At 60.0% G+C, this 14,195-nt stretch carries 16 protein-coding genes; 8 read left to right on the forward strand and 8 right to left on the reverse strand.

What is annotated here, in order from left to right:
- Positions 1-55: 55 nt before the first annotated feature.
- From JMN37_RS04380 to JMN37_RS04395, 4 genes are all read right to left on the reverse strand, one after another.
- Positions 56-1,639: a HAMP domain-containing sensor histidine kinase gene (locus JMN37_RS04380; protein ID WP_071573787.1), complete on the reverse strand. Its 1,584-nt coding sequence runs from the start codon at positions 1,637-1,639 to the stop codon at positions 56-58.
- Complete coding sequence (locus JMN37_RS04385; protein ID WP_070362825.1) at positions 1,636-2,334, reverse strand: response regulator transcription factor; 699 nt, start codon at positions 2,332-2,334, stop codon at positions 1,636-1,638. Before JMN37_RS04385 ends, JMN37_RS04380 begins: the two co-directional genes overlap by 4 nt.
- 102 nt (positions 2,335-2,436) lie before the next feature.
- A complete protein-coding gene (gene rpmF / locus JMN37_RS04390; protein WP_070362826.1) occupies positions 2,437-2,610 on the reverse strand; it encodes a 50S ribosomal protein L32 in 174 nt (57 codons plus the stop codon).
- 19 nt (positions 2,611-2,629) lie between these two features.
- Positions 2,630-2,902: a type B 50S ribosomal protein L31 gene (locus tag JMN37_RS04395; RefSeq protein ID WP_038589209.1), complete on the reverse strand. Its 273-nt coding sequence runs from the start codon at positions 2,900-2,902 to the stop codon at positions 2,630-2,632.
- Between the two features lie 374 nt (positions 2,903-3,276).
- Between JMN37_RS04395 and rpmB the strand changes: the two genes are divergently transcribed.
- From rpmB to rpsR, 4 genes are read left to right on the forward strand one after another with little or no spacing between them, the layout of a single operon-like run.
- Complete coding sequence (gene rpmB, locus JMN37_RS04400) at positions 3,277-3,513, forward strand: 50S ribosomal protein L28 (protein ID WP_070362827.1); 237 nt, start codon at positions 3,277-3,279, stop codon at positions 3,511-3,513.
- Positions 3,513-3,677 carry a 50S ribosomal protein L33 gene (gene rpmG, locus JMN37_RS04405; RefSeq protein ID WP_070362828.1) on the forward strand — a complete coding sequence of 55 codons (165 nt, stop codon included), beginning with the start codon at positions 3,513-3,515 and terminating at the stop codon, positions 3,675-3,677. Before rpmB ends, rpmG begins: the two co-directional genes overlap by 1 nt.
- Before the next feature lie 3 nt (positions 3,678-3,680).
- Positions 3,681-3,986 carry a 30S ribosomal protein S14 gene (gene rpsN / locus JMN37_RS04410; protein WP_070362829.1) on the forward strand — a complete coding sequence of 102 codons (306 nt, stop codon included), beginning with the start codon at positions 3,681-3,683 and terminating at the stop codon, positions 3,984-3,986.
- 12 nt (positions 3,987-3,998) lie between these two features.
- Positions 3,999-4,250 (forward strand): 30S ribosomal protein S18, encoded by a 252-nt coding sequence (rpsR, locus tag JMN37_RS04415; RefSeq protein ID WP_070362830.1) that lies wholly within the window; start codon positions 3,999-4,001, stop codon positions 4,248-4,250.
- Positions 4,251-4,408: 158 nt separating this feature from the next.
- Here rpsR and purH read toward each other — a convergent pair whose 3' ends face one another.
- Genes purH through JMN37_RS04430 form a run of 3 tightly spaced genes read right to left on the reverse strand, consistent with a single transcriptional unit; the run spans position 4,409 to position 7,806 of the window.
- On the reverse strand, positions 4,409-5,935 hold the full coding sequence (gene purH / locus JMN37_RS04420) for a bifunctional phosphoribosylaminoimidazolecarboxamide formyltransferase/IMP cyclohydrolase (RefSeq protein ID WP_071573786.1): 1,527 nt from the start codon (positions 5,933-5,935) through the stop codon (positions 4,409-4,411).
- On the reverse strand, positions 5,932-6,525 hold the full coding sequence (gene purN / locus JMN37_RS04425; protein WP_070479243.1) for a phosphoribosylglycinamide formyltransferase: 594 nt from the start codon (positions 6,523-6,525) through the stop codon (positions 5,932-5,934). Before purN ends, purH begins: the two co-directional genes overlap by 4 nt.
- 15 nt (positions 6,526-6,540) lie before the next feature.
- Positions 6,541-7,806 carry a cell division protein PerM gene (locus tag JMN37_RS04430; RefSeq protein ID WP_143110622.1) on the reverse strand — a complete coding sequence of 422 codons (1,266 nt, stop codon included), beginning with the start codon at positions 7,804-7,806 and terminating at the stop codon, positions 6,541-6,543.
- A 232-nt stretch (positions 7,807-8,038) separates the two neighbouring features.
- Here JMN37_RS04430 and JMN37_RS04435 point away from each other — a divergent pair, with 232 nt between their 5' ends.
- Both JMN37_RS04435 and JMN37_RS04440 read left to right on the forward strand, forming a co-directional pair.
- Positions 8,039-8,755 (forward strand): M23 family metallopeptidase, encoded by a 717-nt coding sequence (locus JMN37_RS04435; protein ID WP_071573784.1) that lies wholly within the window; start codon positions 8,039-8,041, stop codon positions 8,753-8,755.
- Positions 8,756-9,063: 308 nt separating this feature from the next.
- Entirely contained in the window at positions 9,064-9,753 is a 690-nt protein-coding gene (locus tag JMN37_RS04440; RefSeq protein ID WP_070976111.1) for a M23 family metallopeptidase, read from the forward strand.
- Here the strand turns inward: JMN37_RS04440 and pcrA are convergent, their stop codons facing one another.
- Positions 9,754-12,084: a DNA helicase PcrA gene (gene pcrA / locus JMN37_RS04445; RefSeq protein WP_071573783.1), complete on the reverse strand. Its 2,331-nt coding sequence runs from the start codon at positions 12,082-12,084 to the stop codon at positions 9,754-9,756. It lies immediately after the preceding gene.
- 61 nt (positions 12,085-12,145) lie between these two features.
- Between pcrA and JMN37_RS04450 the strand changes: the two genes are divergently transcribed.
- Positions 12,146-12,439 (forward strand): chorismate mutase, encoded by a 294-nt coding sequence (locus JMN37_RS04450; protein ID WP_070362837.1) that lies wholly within the window; start codon positions 12,146-12,148, stop codon positions 12,437-12,439.
- 72 nt (positions 12,440-12,511) lie between these two features.
- Entirely contained in the window at positions 12,512-14,152 is a 1,641-nt protein-coding gene (gene pgi / locus JMN37_RS04455; RefSeq protein ID WP_071573782.1) for a glucose-6-phosphate isomerase, read from the forward strand.
- Positions 14,153-14,195 lie beyond the last annotated feature (43 nt).

Below are 14,195 nucleotides of genomic sequence, written 5' to 3' on the forward strand. Positions count from 1 at the left end.
GTAGCACTAAAAAGTAAACTCGTTCTCTCGCAATGTTTCCTGAATGTTCACTGTGTTAGCTGAGCTGGGATTTGTTCGGCAATCGCGGAATTTCGATGCCTTCTTCTTCCAGATAAAAATCCTCATCAGCATCCGGAGCCTTCCCCGGGAAGACCACACGGAAGCGCGCCCCGTGGTCATCCGACTCCTCCACGAAGATCCGGGCACCATGCCGGTCCATCACCTGCTTGACGATCGCAAGCCCCAAGCCCGAACCAGGCATCGAACGCGACTCCGCCGAACGGTAGAAGCGTTCAAAAACCCGCTCACGCTCCTCCGGAGCAATGCCCGGGCCGGAATCGTCGACAACCAACACTGCGTACTTCTTCGCTGCCTTCAACGAAATCCTTACCGTTCCGCCTTCCGGCGACCACTTGGCCGCGTTGTCGATCAGGTTTAGCGGAGCGCGGCCCATCGCGAACCGATCACCCATAATCAGCCACGGGTCAGCGTTGAACTGGAACGTAACGTCAGGCCGACGACGCTCAACACGGCGCACGGCCTCCTCCAGGATCACATCCAGGCGGATCTCCTCAAACTCAACGTTCGAGGAATCCTCCCGCGCGAGATCCACCAGGTCTCCGATAAGCGTCGACATTTCTGTCATCTGCGCCAGCACATCCCGCTCAAGATCGGCGCGGTCCTCCGCACTAATCTGATCCTGCCGATCAGCGGAGTACATCATCATGAGCAGCTCAATGTTGGTGCGCATGGAGGTCAGCGGCGTTTTCAGCTCGTGGCCGGCGTCGGCAACAAGCTGTGCCTGCCTGGTGCGCGAATCCTGCAGCGAAGCCATCATGTCATTAAACGCGTTCGTAATACGCGCCATCTCATCATGGCCCTGCACCGGAAGCGGCTTCAGCTCCTTCGTCCTGGTCACTTCCTTCAGCGCAAGGTGCAATTTACGCAGCGGGCGCATACCGGAACTCGAAACCAGGAACGCCACCAGCGTCGACACTATCCAGCCCAAGCTGAGCAGCACCAACAGCGCCGCGGCAATACTGCGCTGCAGCTGACGCGTCGGGTCGACTGCCTTCGACAGGGCCACGACTGTCCCATCATCCAGCCTTGTAACCAACACACGGTTACCGTGCAGGGTGCGTGCGGAGACGTCCGCTCCGTAGTTCATTCGAGCAAAGTCCCCACCCACGGGAATTTCATCTCCCACGAACCGGTTCGACTCCGCGCGTGAAGCCGTGGCGAGGATGTGAGGGTTGCGGCGTCGAAAAGTCTCGACCTCAGCCGCCAGCTCCTCATCGCTGGACATTTCCTGCGAGTCGTACGCGAGCATCGCGCCCTGCGTGCGCAGATCGTTGTCCATCATGCCGATAATCGACGTCGACGACGCCCAGTAGCTCACCGATGCCGTGACCAAAATCGTAAGGGCCACGAGCACGCCTGTCAGCACCGCAAGCTGCTGGCGAAGCGTCATCTCCGACCCGAGGTACGCACCACGAATATAGGTATCGAACAGGATCGTCGGCAGGTTCGGACGCGGGGGTTCCTGATCCTGCTCGGCTGCCGACACTTGGCGATCCACCCCCTCAAGGGACATGCCCGTAGTGCGCTCAAAGTGATCCGCCGACTGGCGCAAAATCACAGTGCGGTCTCCCGAAGCACGTAGCCAACCCCACGGACCGTATGGATCAGGCGAGGCTCCCCGCCCGCCTCAGTTTTCTTACGGAGGTACCCGATGTAGACCTCCAAGGCGTTGCCGGACGTCGGGAAGTCGTATCCCCACACCTCTTCAAGAATCTGCTGGCGCGACAGCACCTTGCGTGGGTTCTCAATCAAAACGAGAAGGAGCGCGAACTCGGTACGGGTCAAGGAAATAGCGCGGTCGCCGCGGAAGACGTCACGAGTATCGGTCTCTACAGACAAGTCCTCAAACTCGTACTTTGTTTTCGGAGCAGACTGCGACTGGATGGCGTCAGCCTGAGCGCGGCGCAGCAGCGAGCGTACGCGTGCCAACAGCTCCTCAAGCGCGAAAGGCTTCGGCAGGTAGTCATCAGCGCCGGCATCCAAGCCCGCTACACGGTCCGCGACACCATCTCGCGCTGTAAGCATCAGCACAGGACGATCGTATCCCGAGGAGCGCAATGTGCGGCACACGTCGAGCCCATCGATCTTCGGCATCATCACGTCCAGAATCGTCAGATCGGGCTGTTCGTCACGGATGACATCGAGCGCCTCCTCGCCGTCAGAAGCAAGCAGTACATCATACCCGTTGAAGCGAAGGGAACGCCGCAGGGATTCACGAACGGCTTGCTCATCATCGGCAACAAGAATCTTCATACGCCCATTATTGCCTATCTGAGAGACTTTTAACACCGGACTGTCAGATACATGAAAAAGCCGGGCCCGTTGGGCCCGGCGAACGCTTATAGTAAGGCGCTTTTAGAACTGCTCGACGTCAATCAAGCCAGCCTGTGCAGCCTTGAGCAGACGACGTGGGATACGTACTTCCTGGCCGTCAACCTTCGCGGTGATCAGCGGCGCATTGTCAGCCTTCCACTGCGAACGACGCATACGGGTGTTCGCGCGGGACTTCTTAAACTTAGGGGTTGCCATTGTTGTTTCTCCTTACGCCCTATTTTGCGGTCTTCTTCTTGCGGCGAGCCATACCGCCGAAGCGCTGGTTGAACTTCTCAACGCGGCCAGCGGTGTCCATGAGACGCTGTGCGCCGGTCCAGAACGGGTGGGACTCAGCGGTCACATCAACGACGATGAGCGGGTACTCGTTGCCGTCTTCCCAGGTATCGGTGCGGTCGGAGGTCTTGGTGGAGCGCGTCAGGAACTTATGGCCCGTGTTCGCGTCCTGGAAGATTACCGGGTGGTAATCCGGATGGATATCCTTTTTCATATGTGAGTTCGTCTCCCTCAGGATTGATACTTCAGGTCGGTTCCCCGCTTGGGGATCGTGCCTGAGTTGGGTGCGAATGATTCATGTCCGCCCAGCTGTTCACTGGACAACTTTGCACATACTACAGGGTGAATCCGGTTTTACATAATCAAGTTCCACCAACGCCACCGACAAACAACCGGTAGGTGTGCGAAATAGAATTATGCATTTCCTTGCTGGACGTGTATTGTTGACTCTCGCTGTTGTCGAAGTACACGTATACGCCTACGTCAACCGATTACTCAGATACTTTGTCGCGGACCCTCACTCCGCATTTCCGTATCTAACTTTTCAGTGATCAGTGCGTGGGCGGCAGAAGAGAAAGAAGTCAACCCATGTCGGCACATTGCCAGGTCACGGGACGGAAGCCACAGTTCGGCAAGACCGTCTCCCACTCGCACCGCCGCCACTCGCGTCGTTGGAACCCCAACGTACAGAAGCGCCGGTTCTACCTGCCCTCCGAGGGCCGTACCATCACTCTGACCGTTTCCACGAAGGGTCTGAAGGTCATCGACCGCGACGGAATTGAGTCCGTCGTCGCTAAGATCCGTGCACGAGGTGAGAAGATCTAATGGCACGCAACGATATTCGCCCGATCATCAAGCTGAAGAGCACTGCGGGCACAGGTTTCACCTATGTAACCCGTAAGAACAAGCGCAACAACCCAGATCGCATCTCCCTAAAGAAGTACGATCCGGTTGTTCGCAAGCACGTCGAATTCCGCGAGGAGCGATAAGTTATGGCTAAAAAGTCCAAGATCGCCAAGAACGAAAAGCGCAAGGAGATCGTCGCTCGCTACGCTGAGCGTCGTAACGAGCTGAAGGCAATCATCCGCAACCCGGAGACCTCTGACGAGGACCGTCTGGACGCTCAGTTTGAGCTGAACCGCCAGCCTCGCGACGCCTCCCCTGTTCGCGTGCGCAACCGCGACTCCCGCGATGGTCGCCCACGTGGTTACCTCCGTAAGTTCGGTATTTCCCGTGTCCGTATGCGCGAGATGGCTCACCGCGGTGAGCTGCCTGGCGTCCGTAAGTCTTCGTGGTAAGGAGGATGACCAATGAAGCGCAATAATAACCATCGCAAGGCGCGCATGGAGCAGTCCCGCCGCCCGAAGAAGAACCCGTTGAAGGCCAAGGGCATCGAGAAGGTCGACTACAAGGACCTCGACACCCTTCGTCTGTTCATCTCTGATCGTCACAAGATCCGTTCCCGCCGTGTTACCGGTCTTTCCCCACAGCAGCAGCGTGAAGTTGCTACTGCGGTGAAGAACGCACGCGAGATGGCTCTTCTGCCGTTCACCAGCCGCTAAAGTTCGGTTGACGATAACAGCGTAGAGTCTTTCGACGAACTCCCGCCCCTGGTCTCCAGGCGCGGGAGTTTTTTCATGCCCTGTTGAAGCAAACACGCGGCACGACAAAAGGCCCCCACGACCGTGGGGGCCTTCAGTATGTCTCGGGTTAGGCGATACTAGTGCGCAAAGTGGCGCGTACCGGTCACGTACATTGCGACGCCAGCGTCTTCTGCGGCCTTAATGACTTCCTCGTCGCGGATGGAACCACCAGGCTGCACGACGGCACGCACTCCGGCGTCCGCGAGGATCTGGAATCCATCTGCGAATGGGAAGAACGCGTCGGAGGCGGCGACGGCACCGTTGGTACGGTTGCGGCCCTCGTCGAGCGAGTTAGCGCGGTCGACGGCCAGCTTCGCCGAATCGACGCGGTTGACCTGCCCCATGCCGATGCCGACGGTAGCGCCGTCGTGCGCAACGAGGATTGCGTTCGACTTCACGCAGCGTACTGCACGCCACGCGAACACGAGGTCCGACATGGTTGCGTCGTCGACGGCTTCGCCTGCCACTAGCTTCCAGTTTTCTGGGTTATCGCCCTCGGCCTGGAACGCGTCGCGCTCCTGGAGAAGGAAGCCGCCGGAAATCTGCTTGATCTCTTCGGTGTCTTGGCCTGGCTCCACTTCGAGGATGCGAAGGTTCTTCTTGGTCTGCAGCAGCTCGAGCGCATCCGGCGCGTAGGAAGGCGCGATGATGACCTCGGTAAAGATTGGCTTGACCTGCTCGGCAAGCTCGAGCGTGACCTCGCGGTTCGTTGCAATGACGCCGCCGTACGCAGATACAGGATCGCAGGCGTGCGCCTTTCGGTGCGCGTCAGCGATGGATACCTCAGATATTGCGACGCCACACGGGTTGGCGTGCTTGATGATTGCGACGCACGGTTCTTCGTGGTCCCAGGCTGCGCGCCACGCGGCGTCGGCATCCTGGTAGTTGTTGTAGCTCATTTCCTTGCCGCCGTACTGAGTGGCGTCGGCAAGGCCCCAGCCCTCGTTGATGACGCTTGCCGCCTGGTGCGGGTTCTCACCGTAGCGCAGCGCACCGTCCTCGTCGTCGCCGAGCTGCTCCGCAAACCAGTCTGCAACGGCGGCGTCGTACTCTGCGGTGTGCGCGAACGCCGCAGCCGCCAGTTCGCGGCGCTGCTCGAGGGTGAATCCACCCTGCTCAACTGCTTCTTGCGCCAGCTGGTACTGGTCCGGGGAGGTCAGGATCGCCACTGATGGGTGGTTCTTCGCTGCTGCGCGGACCATGGAAGGACCGCCGATGTCGATCTGCTCGACGCATTCATCGAACTCCGCGCCGGACGCAACCGTTTCCTCGAATGGGTACAGGTTGACCACAACGAGCTCGAACGGTGCAACTCCGAGTTCCTCGAGCTGTTGCTTGTGGCTGTCCTTGCGGAGGTCTGCCAGGATGCCTGCGTGCACGTGTGGATGCAGCGTCTTCACGCGGCCTTCAAGTACCTCTGGAAATCCGGTGACTTCCGATACTTCGGTGACGGGCACACCGCTTGCGGCGATCTTTTTAGCAGTCGAACCAGTAGAGACAATTTCCACACCGGCCGAGTGGAGCGCCTTTGCAAGCGGCTCAAGATCGGTCTTGTCGTACACGCTCACGAGCGCTCGACGAATAGGTGTGCGTGCGTTGTTCATTCGAAAGTGACCTTTCCTTCATGTATCGAAGCAGTAGCTAGTAGCTCAGTAACCTGACGGCGCTCTTCTTGCTTAATCCGTTCGTGCAGCGAGGACTCCGTATCCCCTGGCTGCACCAGCACGGGGCGCTGCGCAATGATGCGGCCTGTGTCCATCCCGTCGTCGACAAAGTGGACGGTGCAGCCGGTGACCTTGACGCCGTAAGCGAGGGCGTCGCGCACCGCGTGCGCTCCTGGGAAAGCAGGCAAGAGCGAAGGGTGAGTGTTAATTGTTTTACCTTCGTAGACATCCAAGAATGGGCGCCCCAAAATGCGCATAAACCCTGCGGAAACAACAAGGTCCGGGCTGCAACTAGAGACGGTTTCCGCAAGGTGGGCATTCCACGCGTCGCGGTCCTTTTCCATTTCTACGATTGCAGTCGGGATGCCTGCGTTCTTCGCCCTCTCGATTGCCGGACACACTTGGTCCGCAACAACTAGGTCAACACGGTATGCACAAGGGTGGGCGTCCTGGTAGTCCATAATCGCCCGCAAGAGCGTTCCAGTACCAGAAACAAGGACGGCCACAGATAAAGCTTTATCAGCACTCACGGTTCATCAGTGTAGTCATTCTTCTTCCGCGTGTGAGCGGTTCAAGAAAGTTCGCACAAAGCGCACAAGCCACACCAATCCGCCCACGCCGACGGTCCATATAAAGAGGAAAAGCACTGCGGAAGCTAGGTCAGCGCCAACGACGCCGTACGCCCCCGCGTGCCCACGCGCGAGTAGGAGACAGACGGCGAACATCGCTGCACTCCACGAGCCAATGGCGGCGACTTCTACCATCGTTGACGTCCGCCGCACGAAGAACGCGCACAGGATGGTCACGGGCACGGCGAGGAGGACGGCTGCCCACGGCGCGACTGTCGCAGGGATTGCCGCAAAGAGAGGGAACGGGGGCAGGGGGACGGAGAGGACGTCGAAAAGCGACACTTCCCCACTGCCGACGTGGAAGGATCCGCCGAGAAGCACTGCGAGCGTGCCCAGGACAGCATTCGGAAGGTACAAGATGCTCAGGAGCATCAGCATGATGGCGCTCCCCCACCCGGAGTTGGGGTATGCCGCGTAGGCTTCGCCAATGCTCTGGTAGCGCGCGGCGAGCACGAGGAGCAGCACAAGTCCGCACCCCGCGCATAGAAAGAGGAGAAGCAGGCTCGCAGCGCGGGCCGTATCGACGGCCACCACCGGCACACGGACCGTGGTGGCGAGGGCCTGCCAGAGCACATGCCGAATGCCAAAGAGGAAGCCGATGAGATGGATACAAGGCGGTAGCACTAGCGCTTGCCATGCGGGTGGTGGCTCTATCGCGAAGACTGCGGAGGCGTCAGACACCATGAACAGCGCCATCGCGCTTGCGAGTAGCGGCAGCACAATCACCAGCCCAGCGATCACCGCGAGATCCAAGATGCTGACCTGCTTCGCAGTTGCGGCACGTACTCGCCACGCCATGAGGGCCACGATCCCAATGGCTGGAAGCAGCGGCACCTGAGACAAGTACACCCCGTCGATCGTGAAGGATACGCCGTGAAGGGCAAACCATGTTTGCCCGATTGCGGCGGGCAGGTACGCAGTCTTCCATCCACCAATCAGGAGCGTCGCGGCGCAGACTGCAACGATGCCAAGGATGACATCGAGCGTCGGGATACCTATATAAGGGAGGTACGTCCGAATACGCGTCTTCCAGGTGCGCTCCTCCGGCGGAACGGTGTCGGCATCAGGCTTTCTTTTCGACGCCCACTTCGCACCGCGCCGTGCATTACTCAGGAAACCGCGACCGCTGCCCCGCGAGGAGCGGTCCACCGGTGATGATTGAGGTCTTGTTTTCTTCGACATTGCGCCTTATATTGCCATTGGTTGACCGTTTTCTGCCGTTCGACACTACCGCATTCCACTCACTGCCTGGCGTTTTAGGCGATGTAACGTAATACGCAAAGAAAACGATTAAGAAATACTCAGGTTATAGCTTGCCTTAGCGCATTCGATTCATTACAGTTACCTCTCGTAGATAACAGGAAGGTTACAAACGTTACAGTTCTGTAACCAACGGGAAGTCTAAAGAGGGTCCATGCTCCACTCAACGAAATCAGCTGGCAAGCACCGCAAGCAGTCCCCTAACAAGGGTCGCGTCGCAATGGTTGCCGTTGCCACTGGCGCCGTCTCCACCGCCGGACTCTCTGGCGCTGCCGCAGCTGCGCTTCAGGGCGATGGCACCCAGCAAGCTGACAGCTACACCCTCGCCGCAGACACCGACCAGCTCACGGCACTGACCGATGAGGCTGCGCCACAGATCCTCGCTATCGCGGAATACAAGCCGGTTGAAAACCTTGCGGATCAGCTCGTGAAGGCAGTCGCACATTCCGAGGAGGTCGCACGCGCCGATGAAGCCGCTCGCGCACCGCTGGTTGTGAAGCCAGCTGAGGGTGTGTTCACCTCCGGTTTCGGCCCACGCTGGGGCTCTTTCCACTCTGGCGTCGACATCGCCAACGTGAATGGCACCCCAATCCTGGCCGTCATGGACGGCACCGTCATCGACTCCGGCCCGGCACAGGGCTACGGTAATTGGATCCGCATCCGACACGAGGATGGCTCTGTCTCCGTATACGGCCACATGGATTCCCTCTACGCAACCGTTGGCCAGGTTGTGCACGCCGGAGAACTCATCGCAGGTATGGGTAGCCAGGGCTTCTCGACAGGTTCCCACCTACACTTCGAGATTCATCCCGACGGCAACACCCCTGTTGACCCGGCGACGTGGCTCGCAGAGCGAGGTATTCAGCTCTAACCCCAAGGCTTCAAACCGTCGTGACTCGTACATGAGTTGCGACGGTTTTTCTTTTTCGACACACCAGCCGGGGGGTACCGTCACCTACCCCCGCCATAAACCACATTGGCACCATTGTTCCCATCTGTCACATTCGTCACGGGCGCCCAGCCAGCGAGTTTGCGGTTATTCTAGAAGCATTCGAACATACTTTTCCCTCCCTACCTGCAGTTACGCATTGCTAAGCCCACGGGAGGTGACTAAGTTTTTTCGCTGTATGTGGCTGCAGCGTGGCCACCCGGATTTTTTAGAAAAGGTTGCTTCTCCGTATGAATCGCACAGTACTTTCGGCACTTGCCGTCGCGACTGCGTCCATGCTCACTCTCACCGCTTCCCCTGCGAACGCTGTAGGTCTCACGCTGAACGGCGCTCCGATTGACCACAATCAGGCCGTGAAGGCCGTTGCGCAAGCAGCAGACACGATTCTGGATAGCGGTGCAACCCTGCGCGTCGGAGACTACTCACTCGTGTACGACCCGCGCGTCATTCAGGAAAACCTCGGTCTCTCCTTCCAGCAGGAAGGTGCGAACGGTGGCGTCCGCTACCAGCGTGGCCGCACCGCCGATGGCCGCACGGTCGTCACCCCGGCAACGGGGACGTTTACGTCCGGGTTCGGCCCACGCTGGGGCACAGTCCACCAGGGAATCGACATCGCGAACAACCTCGGCTCCCCGATCTACGCCGTGATGGATGGCACCGTCATCAACGCCGGTCCGGCCCAGGGCTTCGGCAACTGGGTCGTAATCAAGCACGACGGCGGCGAGGTCTCCGTTTACGGCCACATGGCGGTCTACAACGTCAGCGTCGGCCAACGCGTGACGGCCGGCCAGCAGATCGCGCAGATCGGCAACGAAGGCTTCTCCACCGGGCCGCACCTCCACTTCGAGATCCACCCAGATGGCGTGACACCAGTAGACCCCGTGCCGTGGTTCGCGCAGGCCGGTATCCGCATCCAGTAGCTAGAGCTTTTCCATCGGGACTCCGCCGATCAGCATCAGGCGGACTGTCCCGGAGGAACCAAAGTCAATCGTCACGGTTTCTCGCACTCCCGCGCCATCAACGGCCAGTACGGTACCCAGGCCGTACTTTGCATGGTTGACCCGGTCCCCGACCGCTAGCTGCAGGTCCTTGTTCACCTTGGTCCTGCTGCTACCGCCGCGCGACTGCGACCGCCCAAATCCGTTGCTACGGCTCCGGCCACCAGTGGACCACGGTGAGTGCGAAGAGCCCGAAGAATACGTGGGCTCCTCACGCTTCCAATCGATGAGTTCCTGCGGAATCTCCCCAAGGAATCGGCTCGCCGGGTTTGTCACCGGGCTCCCCCATGAGGACCGCACCATCGCGCGCGTCAGGTAAAGGCGCTTGCGCGCACGGGTGATGCCGACATACGCCAGGCGACGCTCTTCGGCGAGCTCCGCCGGATCCCCCAAGGCGCGCAGGTGCGGGAACTGCCCGTCTTCCCACCCGGTCACAAACACGACGGGGAACTCAAGACCCTTTGCGGTGTGCAGCGTCATCAACGTGACTACGCCCTGATCGTTCTCAGGAAGCTGATCCGCGTCAGCGACGAGCGCCACCTTCTCCAGGAAGGCTTGCAGGGTTCCTGGCAGCGGTTCGCCCTCGTCGAAGATCTCCGAAATTTCCTCGTCGCTGAGGTACGCCAGCTGCAGTGCAGACTCCGAGGAATACTCGCGCGCGACCGACACCAACTCATTCAGGTTGTCCAAGCGCGTGGCATCCTGCGGGTCGTTCGACTGCTCCAACTGCGCTTTGTACCCGGTGACGTCCAGAATCGTGGAGACCAGCTCCCCGAGGTCAGTGTTGCCAGCCTCTTCTCGCTGGTCCGCTGCCATTTCCTCGCGCAATTCATCCATCATGGTGACAAAACCATTGATGGCATTCTTCGCGCGCGTACCCAGTGCGTCAATGCCGCCGTCGGCCGCCACCCGCAACGCTTGGCCGAAGCTCACCGAGTAGGTCTGCGCGTACAGCGCCACCGTGGACTGCGCCTTGTCCCCGATGGCACGCTTTGGCTCGTTAATAATCCTGCGCAGGCTGACCGTATCGTCCGGGTTTTCTAGCGCCTTGAGGTAGGCCACGATATCGCGAACCTCTTTGCGCTCATAGAAGCGCGTGCCGCCTACCACCTTGTACGGGATCCCGGTGCGAATGAAGATGTCTTCCAACGCACGCGAAGCGTTGTTGGTGCGGTACATGATCGCGATGTCGGAGTAGGGCACTCCACTGTCTGTGAGCCGGTCGATCTCGCCAGCGATAAACCGAGCCTCGTCGTGCTCGTTGTCCGCGACGTAGCCGACGATCTGGTCGCCGGTGCCGTGGTCCGTCCACAGCTTCTTCGGGCGCCGCCCGGTGTTCTGGGAAATCACCGCGTTGGCAGCGTCCAAGATGGTTTGCGTCGAGCGGTAGTTCTGCTCCAGCACGATGGTGGTTGCGTCGGGGTAGTCGCGCTCAAACTCCTCGATGTTGCGGATCGTCGCGCCACGGAACGCGTAAATCGACTGGTCGGAGTCGCCAACTACGGCAAGCTCAGAAGCCTCAGGCCCCTTGCCCACCAGGGTGTGGATGAGTTCGTACTGCGCATGGTTCGTGTCCTGGTACTCGTCCACGAGTACGTGGCGGAAGCGGCGTCGATAATAATCCGCAACCTGCGGGTGCTCCTTAAAAATCCGCACGACCTCCCCGATGAGGTCGTCGAAGTCGACAGCGTTTGCCGAGCGCAGGCGGCGCTGGTACTCAGCAAACACCTTGGCAACAGTGGAGTCGAATGGGTTGTGGGTGCGCTGCGCGTCATCGGCCGCCTGCTGCTCGTCGATGAGCTCGTTCTTGAGGTTCGAGATCGCGTTCGCGAGCACCCGGGGTGAAAACTTCTTCAGGTCGAGATTGTTCTCTTTAGCAATCATCGAGAGCAGCCGGCGGGAATCGTCGGCATCATAGATACTGAAGTTCGTGTTCAGCCCGGGGACGAGTTGGGCCTGCTGGCGAAGGATCCGCACGCAGATCGAGTGAAAGGTTGCCACCCACATCCGCTCGGTCTGCGGCCCGATCAGCGCAGCGACGCGCTCTTTCATCTCCGCGGCAGCCTTGTTTGTAAATGTAATCGCCAGGACCTGCCAGGGCGCGACGCCTCGCTCCTGCAGTAGGAATGCGATGCGCCTGGTCAGCACTGCGGTTTTGCCGGACCCAGCGCCCGCGACAATCAGAAGAGGCGAGCCGCTGTGGCGCACGGCGGCTTCCTGTTGGGGGTTGAGTCCTAGCGTCAGATCATTCATGTCACACACCCTAACTCACACCCCGGACACAACCGCTGGAGCAGTGGCATAATGAGCAACCATGAGTGACTTCGAAATCCGCATGCCGTCCGGGACGGACGATCCGCTCTCCGATGCGGAGATCCAGCAGTACCGCAAAGAGATTGACCGCCTCGACCGTGTGATTTTGGACGCGATTAAGCGTCGCACCAAGGTGTCGAAGGCGATCGGCAAGACGCGGATGGGGTCAGGCGGCACAAAGCTTGTGCACACCCGCGAGGTCGCGATCATTAACCAATTCCGCGATGAGCTTGGGGAGGAAGGCCCGGCGCTGGCAAATATCTTGCTGCGCCTGGGACGCGGAAAGCTGGGCTAGCCCCAACAACGCACTCCCCAACTTTCGTAGTACCATATCAAGGCAGACAACCATCCGTTTCAAGGAGGAACTATGTCCGATATCACCGCCACGCCAGCCTGGTCTAACTTGGAGAAGCTCCACGCCTCCAAGGCTGATACGACCCTGCGCGAGCTCTTCGACCGCGACGCAGACCGCGCGAAGAAGCTCACCTTCGACGCAGCAGGGCTGCACGTTGACCTTTCCAAGCAGCTTATCGACGCCGACGTCGTCGATGCGCTCGTCTCCCTCGCAGAAACCGCACAGCTTCGCACCAAGATCGACGCGATGTTCGCGGGCGAGCACATCAACGACACCGAGGACCGCGCGGTGCTGCACACGGCGCTGCGCCTTCCGGTAGAGGCCAACCTTGAGGTCGACGGCCAAGACGTAGCGGCGGACGTGCATGAGGTGCTGGGCCGGATGCGTGACTTCGCATCGGCGCTTCGCTCCGGCGAATGGCTGGGCCACACCGGACACACCATTAAGAAGATCGTCAACATTGGTATTGGTGGTTCGGACCTGGGACCTGCGATGGCAACCAAGGCACTGCGCGCCTACGCAACCGCGGGCATTACCGCAGAGTTCGTCTCCAACGTCGACCCGGCGGACATCGCCGCAGTCCTCGACCGTTGCAACCCTGAAGAGACGCTGTTCGTCATCGCATCGAAGACGTTCACCACCCAGGAGACCCTAACCAACGCACACGTGGCGAAGCGCTGGCTCATCGAGCAGTTCGACGGCGACGCCTCCGCTGTGGCGAAGCACTTCGTCGCAGTGTCTACGAACGCGGAAAAGGTCGCCGAGTTCGGCATCGATACCGCGAACATGTTCCCGTTCTGGAACTGGGTCGGCGGCCGCTACTCCATGGACTCCGCGATTGGCCTGAGCCTGATGGCCGTCATCGGACCGATGGACTTCATGCGCATGCTCGAGGGCTTCCACGCCATGGATGAGCACTTCCGCACCACCGAGTTCTCCCAGAACGTGCCGGTGCTGATGGGCCTGCTCAACGTCTGGTACCGCAACTTCTACAACGCCGAGACGCACGCCGTCCTGCCGTACTCCGAGGACCTTTCTCGCTTCCCTGCCTACCTGCAGCAGCTGACCATGGAGTCCAACGGCAAGTCCGTGCGCCACGACGGCACCGCGGTGACCTACAACACCGGCGAGATTTTCTGGGGCGAGCCAGGCACGAACGGCCAGCACGCGTTCTTCCAGCTGCTGCACCAAGGCACCTCGCTCGTGCCGGCGGACTTCATCGGCTTCGCCACCCCGAAGGAAGACTTCCCGACCATGACCGGCGAAGGCTCCATGCACGACCTGCTGATGGGCAACTTCTTCGCACAGACGAAGGTGCTCGCGTTCGGCAAGGACCAGGCCGCCATCGAGGCCGAGGGTGTCGACGCCACGCTGGCCCCGCACAAGGTCATGCCAGGCAACCGTCCAACGACGACCATCCTGGCCGAGGAGCTGACCCCGTTCACGCTCGGCGCGCTCATCGCTCTCTACGAGCACATCGTGTTCACCGAGGGTGTGATTTGGGACATCAACTCGTTTGACCAGTGGGGCGTCGAGCTCGGCAAGCAGCAGGCAAACGACCTGGCCAAGGCCGTCGCGGGCGAGGAAACCCCAGCAACCGGCGATGCCTCCACCGACGCACTGATTGGCTGGTACCGCGAAAACCGTCGCTAGCGCTTGGTGCATCACTCCTTAGTAGGGCAAGATAGGCAGTTGT

The sequence above is a fragment of the Corynebacterium lipophilum genome, from assembly GCF_024102595.1.
In the GTDB taxonomy this organism is placed as follows: domain Bacteria; phylum Actinomycetota; class Actinomycetes; order Mycobacteriales; family Mycobacteriaceae; genus Corynebacterium; species Corynebacterium pseudogenitalium.

Bases quoted from the DNA above. Each gene is read 5' to 3' on its own strand.
- JMN37_RS04385 (WP_070362825.1), bottom strand. From the start codon at position 2,334: ATGAAGATTCTTGTTGCCGATGATGAGCAAGCCGTTCGTGAATCCCTG.
- JMN37_RS04430 (WP_143110622.1), bottom strand. From the start codon at position 7,806: ATGTCGAAGAAAACAAGACCTCAATCATCACCGGTGGACCGCTCCTCG.
- JMN37_RS04395 (WP_038589209.1), bottom strand. From the start codon at position 2,902: ATGAAAAAGGATATCCATCCGGATTACCACCCGGTAATCTTCCAGGAC.
- pcrA (WP_071573783.1), bottom strand. From the start codon at position 12,084: ATGAATGATCTGACGCTAGGACTCAACCCCCAACAGGAAGCCGCCGTG.
- JMN37_RS04435 (WP_071573784.1), top strand. From the start codon at position 8,039: ATGCTCCACTCAACGAAATCAGCTGGCAAGCACCGCAAGCAGTCCCCT.
- rpsR (WP_070362830.1), top strand. From the start codon at position 3,999: ATGAAGCGCAATAATAACCATCGCAAGGCGCGCATGGAGCAGTCCCGC.
- rpmB (WP_070362827.1), top strand. From the start codon at position 3,277: ATGTCGGCACATTGCCAGGTCACGGGACGGAAGCCACAGTTCGGCAAG.
- pgi (WP_071573782.1), top strand. From the start codon at position 12,512: ATGTCCGATATCACCGCCACGCCAGCCTGGTCTAACTTGGAGAAGCTC.
- rpmF (WP_070362826.1), bottom strand. From the start codon at position 2,610: ATGGCAACCCCTAAGTTTAAGAAGTCCCGCGCGAACACCCGTATGCGT.
- purH (WP_071573786.1), bottom strand. From the start codon at position 5,935: ATGAACAACGCACGCACACCTATTCGTCGAGCGCTCGTGAGCGTGTAC.
- JMN37_RS04450 (WP_070362837.1), top strand. From the start codon at position 12,146: ATGAGTGACTTCGAAATCCGCATGCCGTCCGGGACGGACGATCCGCTC.
- rpmG (WP_070362828.1), top strand. From the start codon at position 3,513: ATGGCACGCAACGATATTCGCCCGATCATCAAGCTGAAGAGCACTGCG.
- rpsN (WP_070362829.1), top strand. From the start codon at position 3,681: ATGGCTAAAAAGTCCAAGATCGCCAAGAACGAAAAGCGCAAGGAGATC.
- JMN37_RS04440 (WP_070976111.1), top strand. From the start codon at position 9,064: ATGAATCGCACAGTACTTTCGGCACTTGCCGTCGCGACTGCGTCCATG.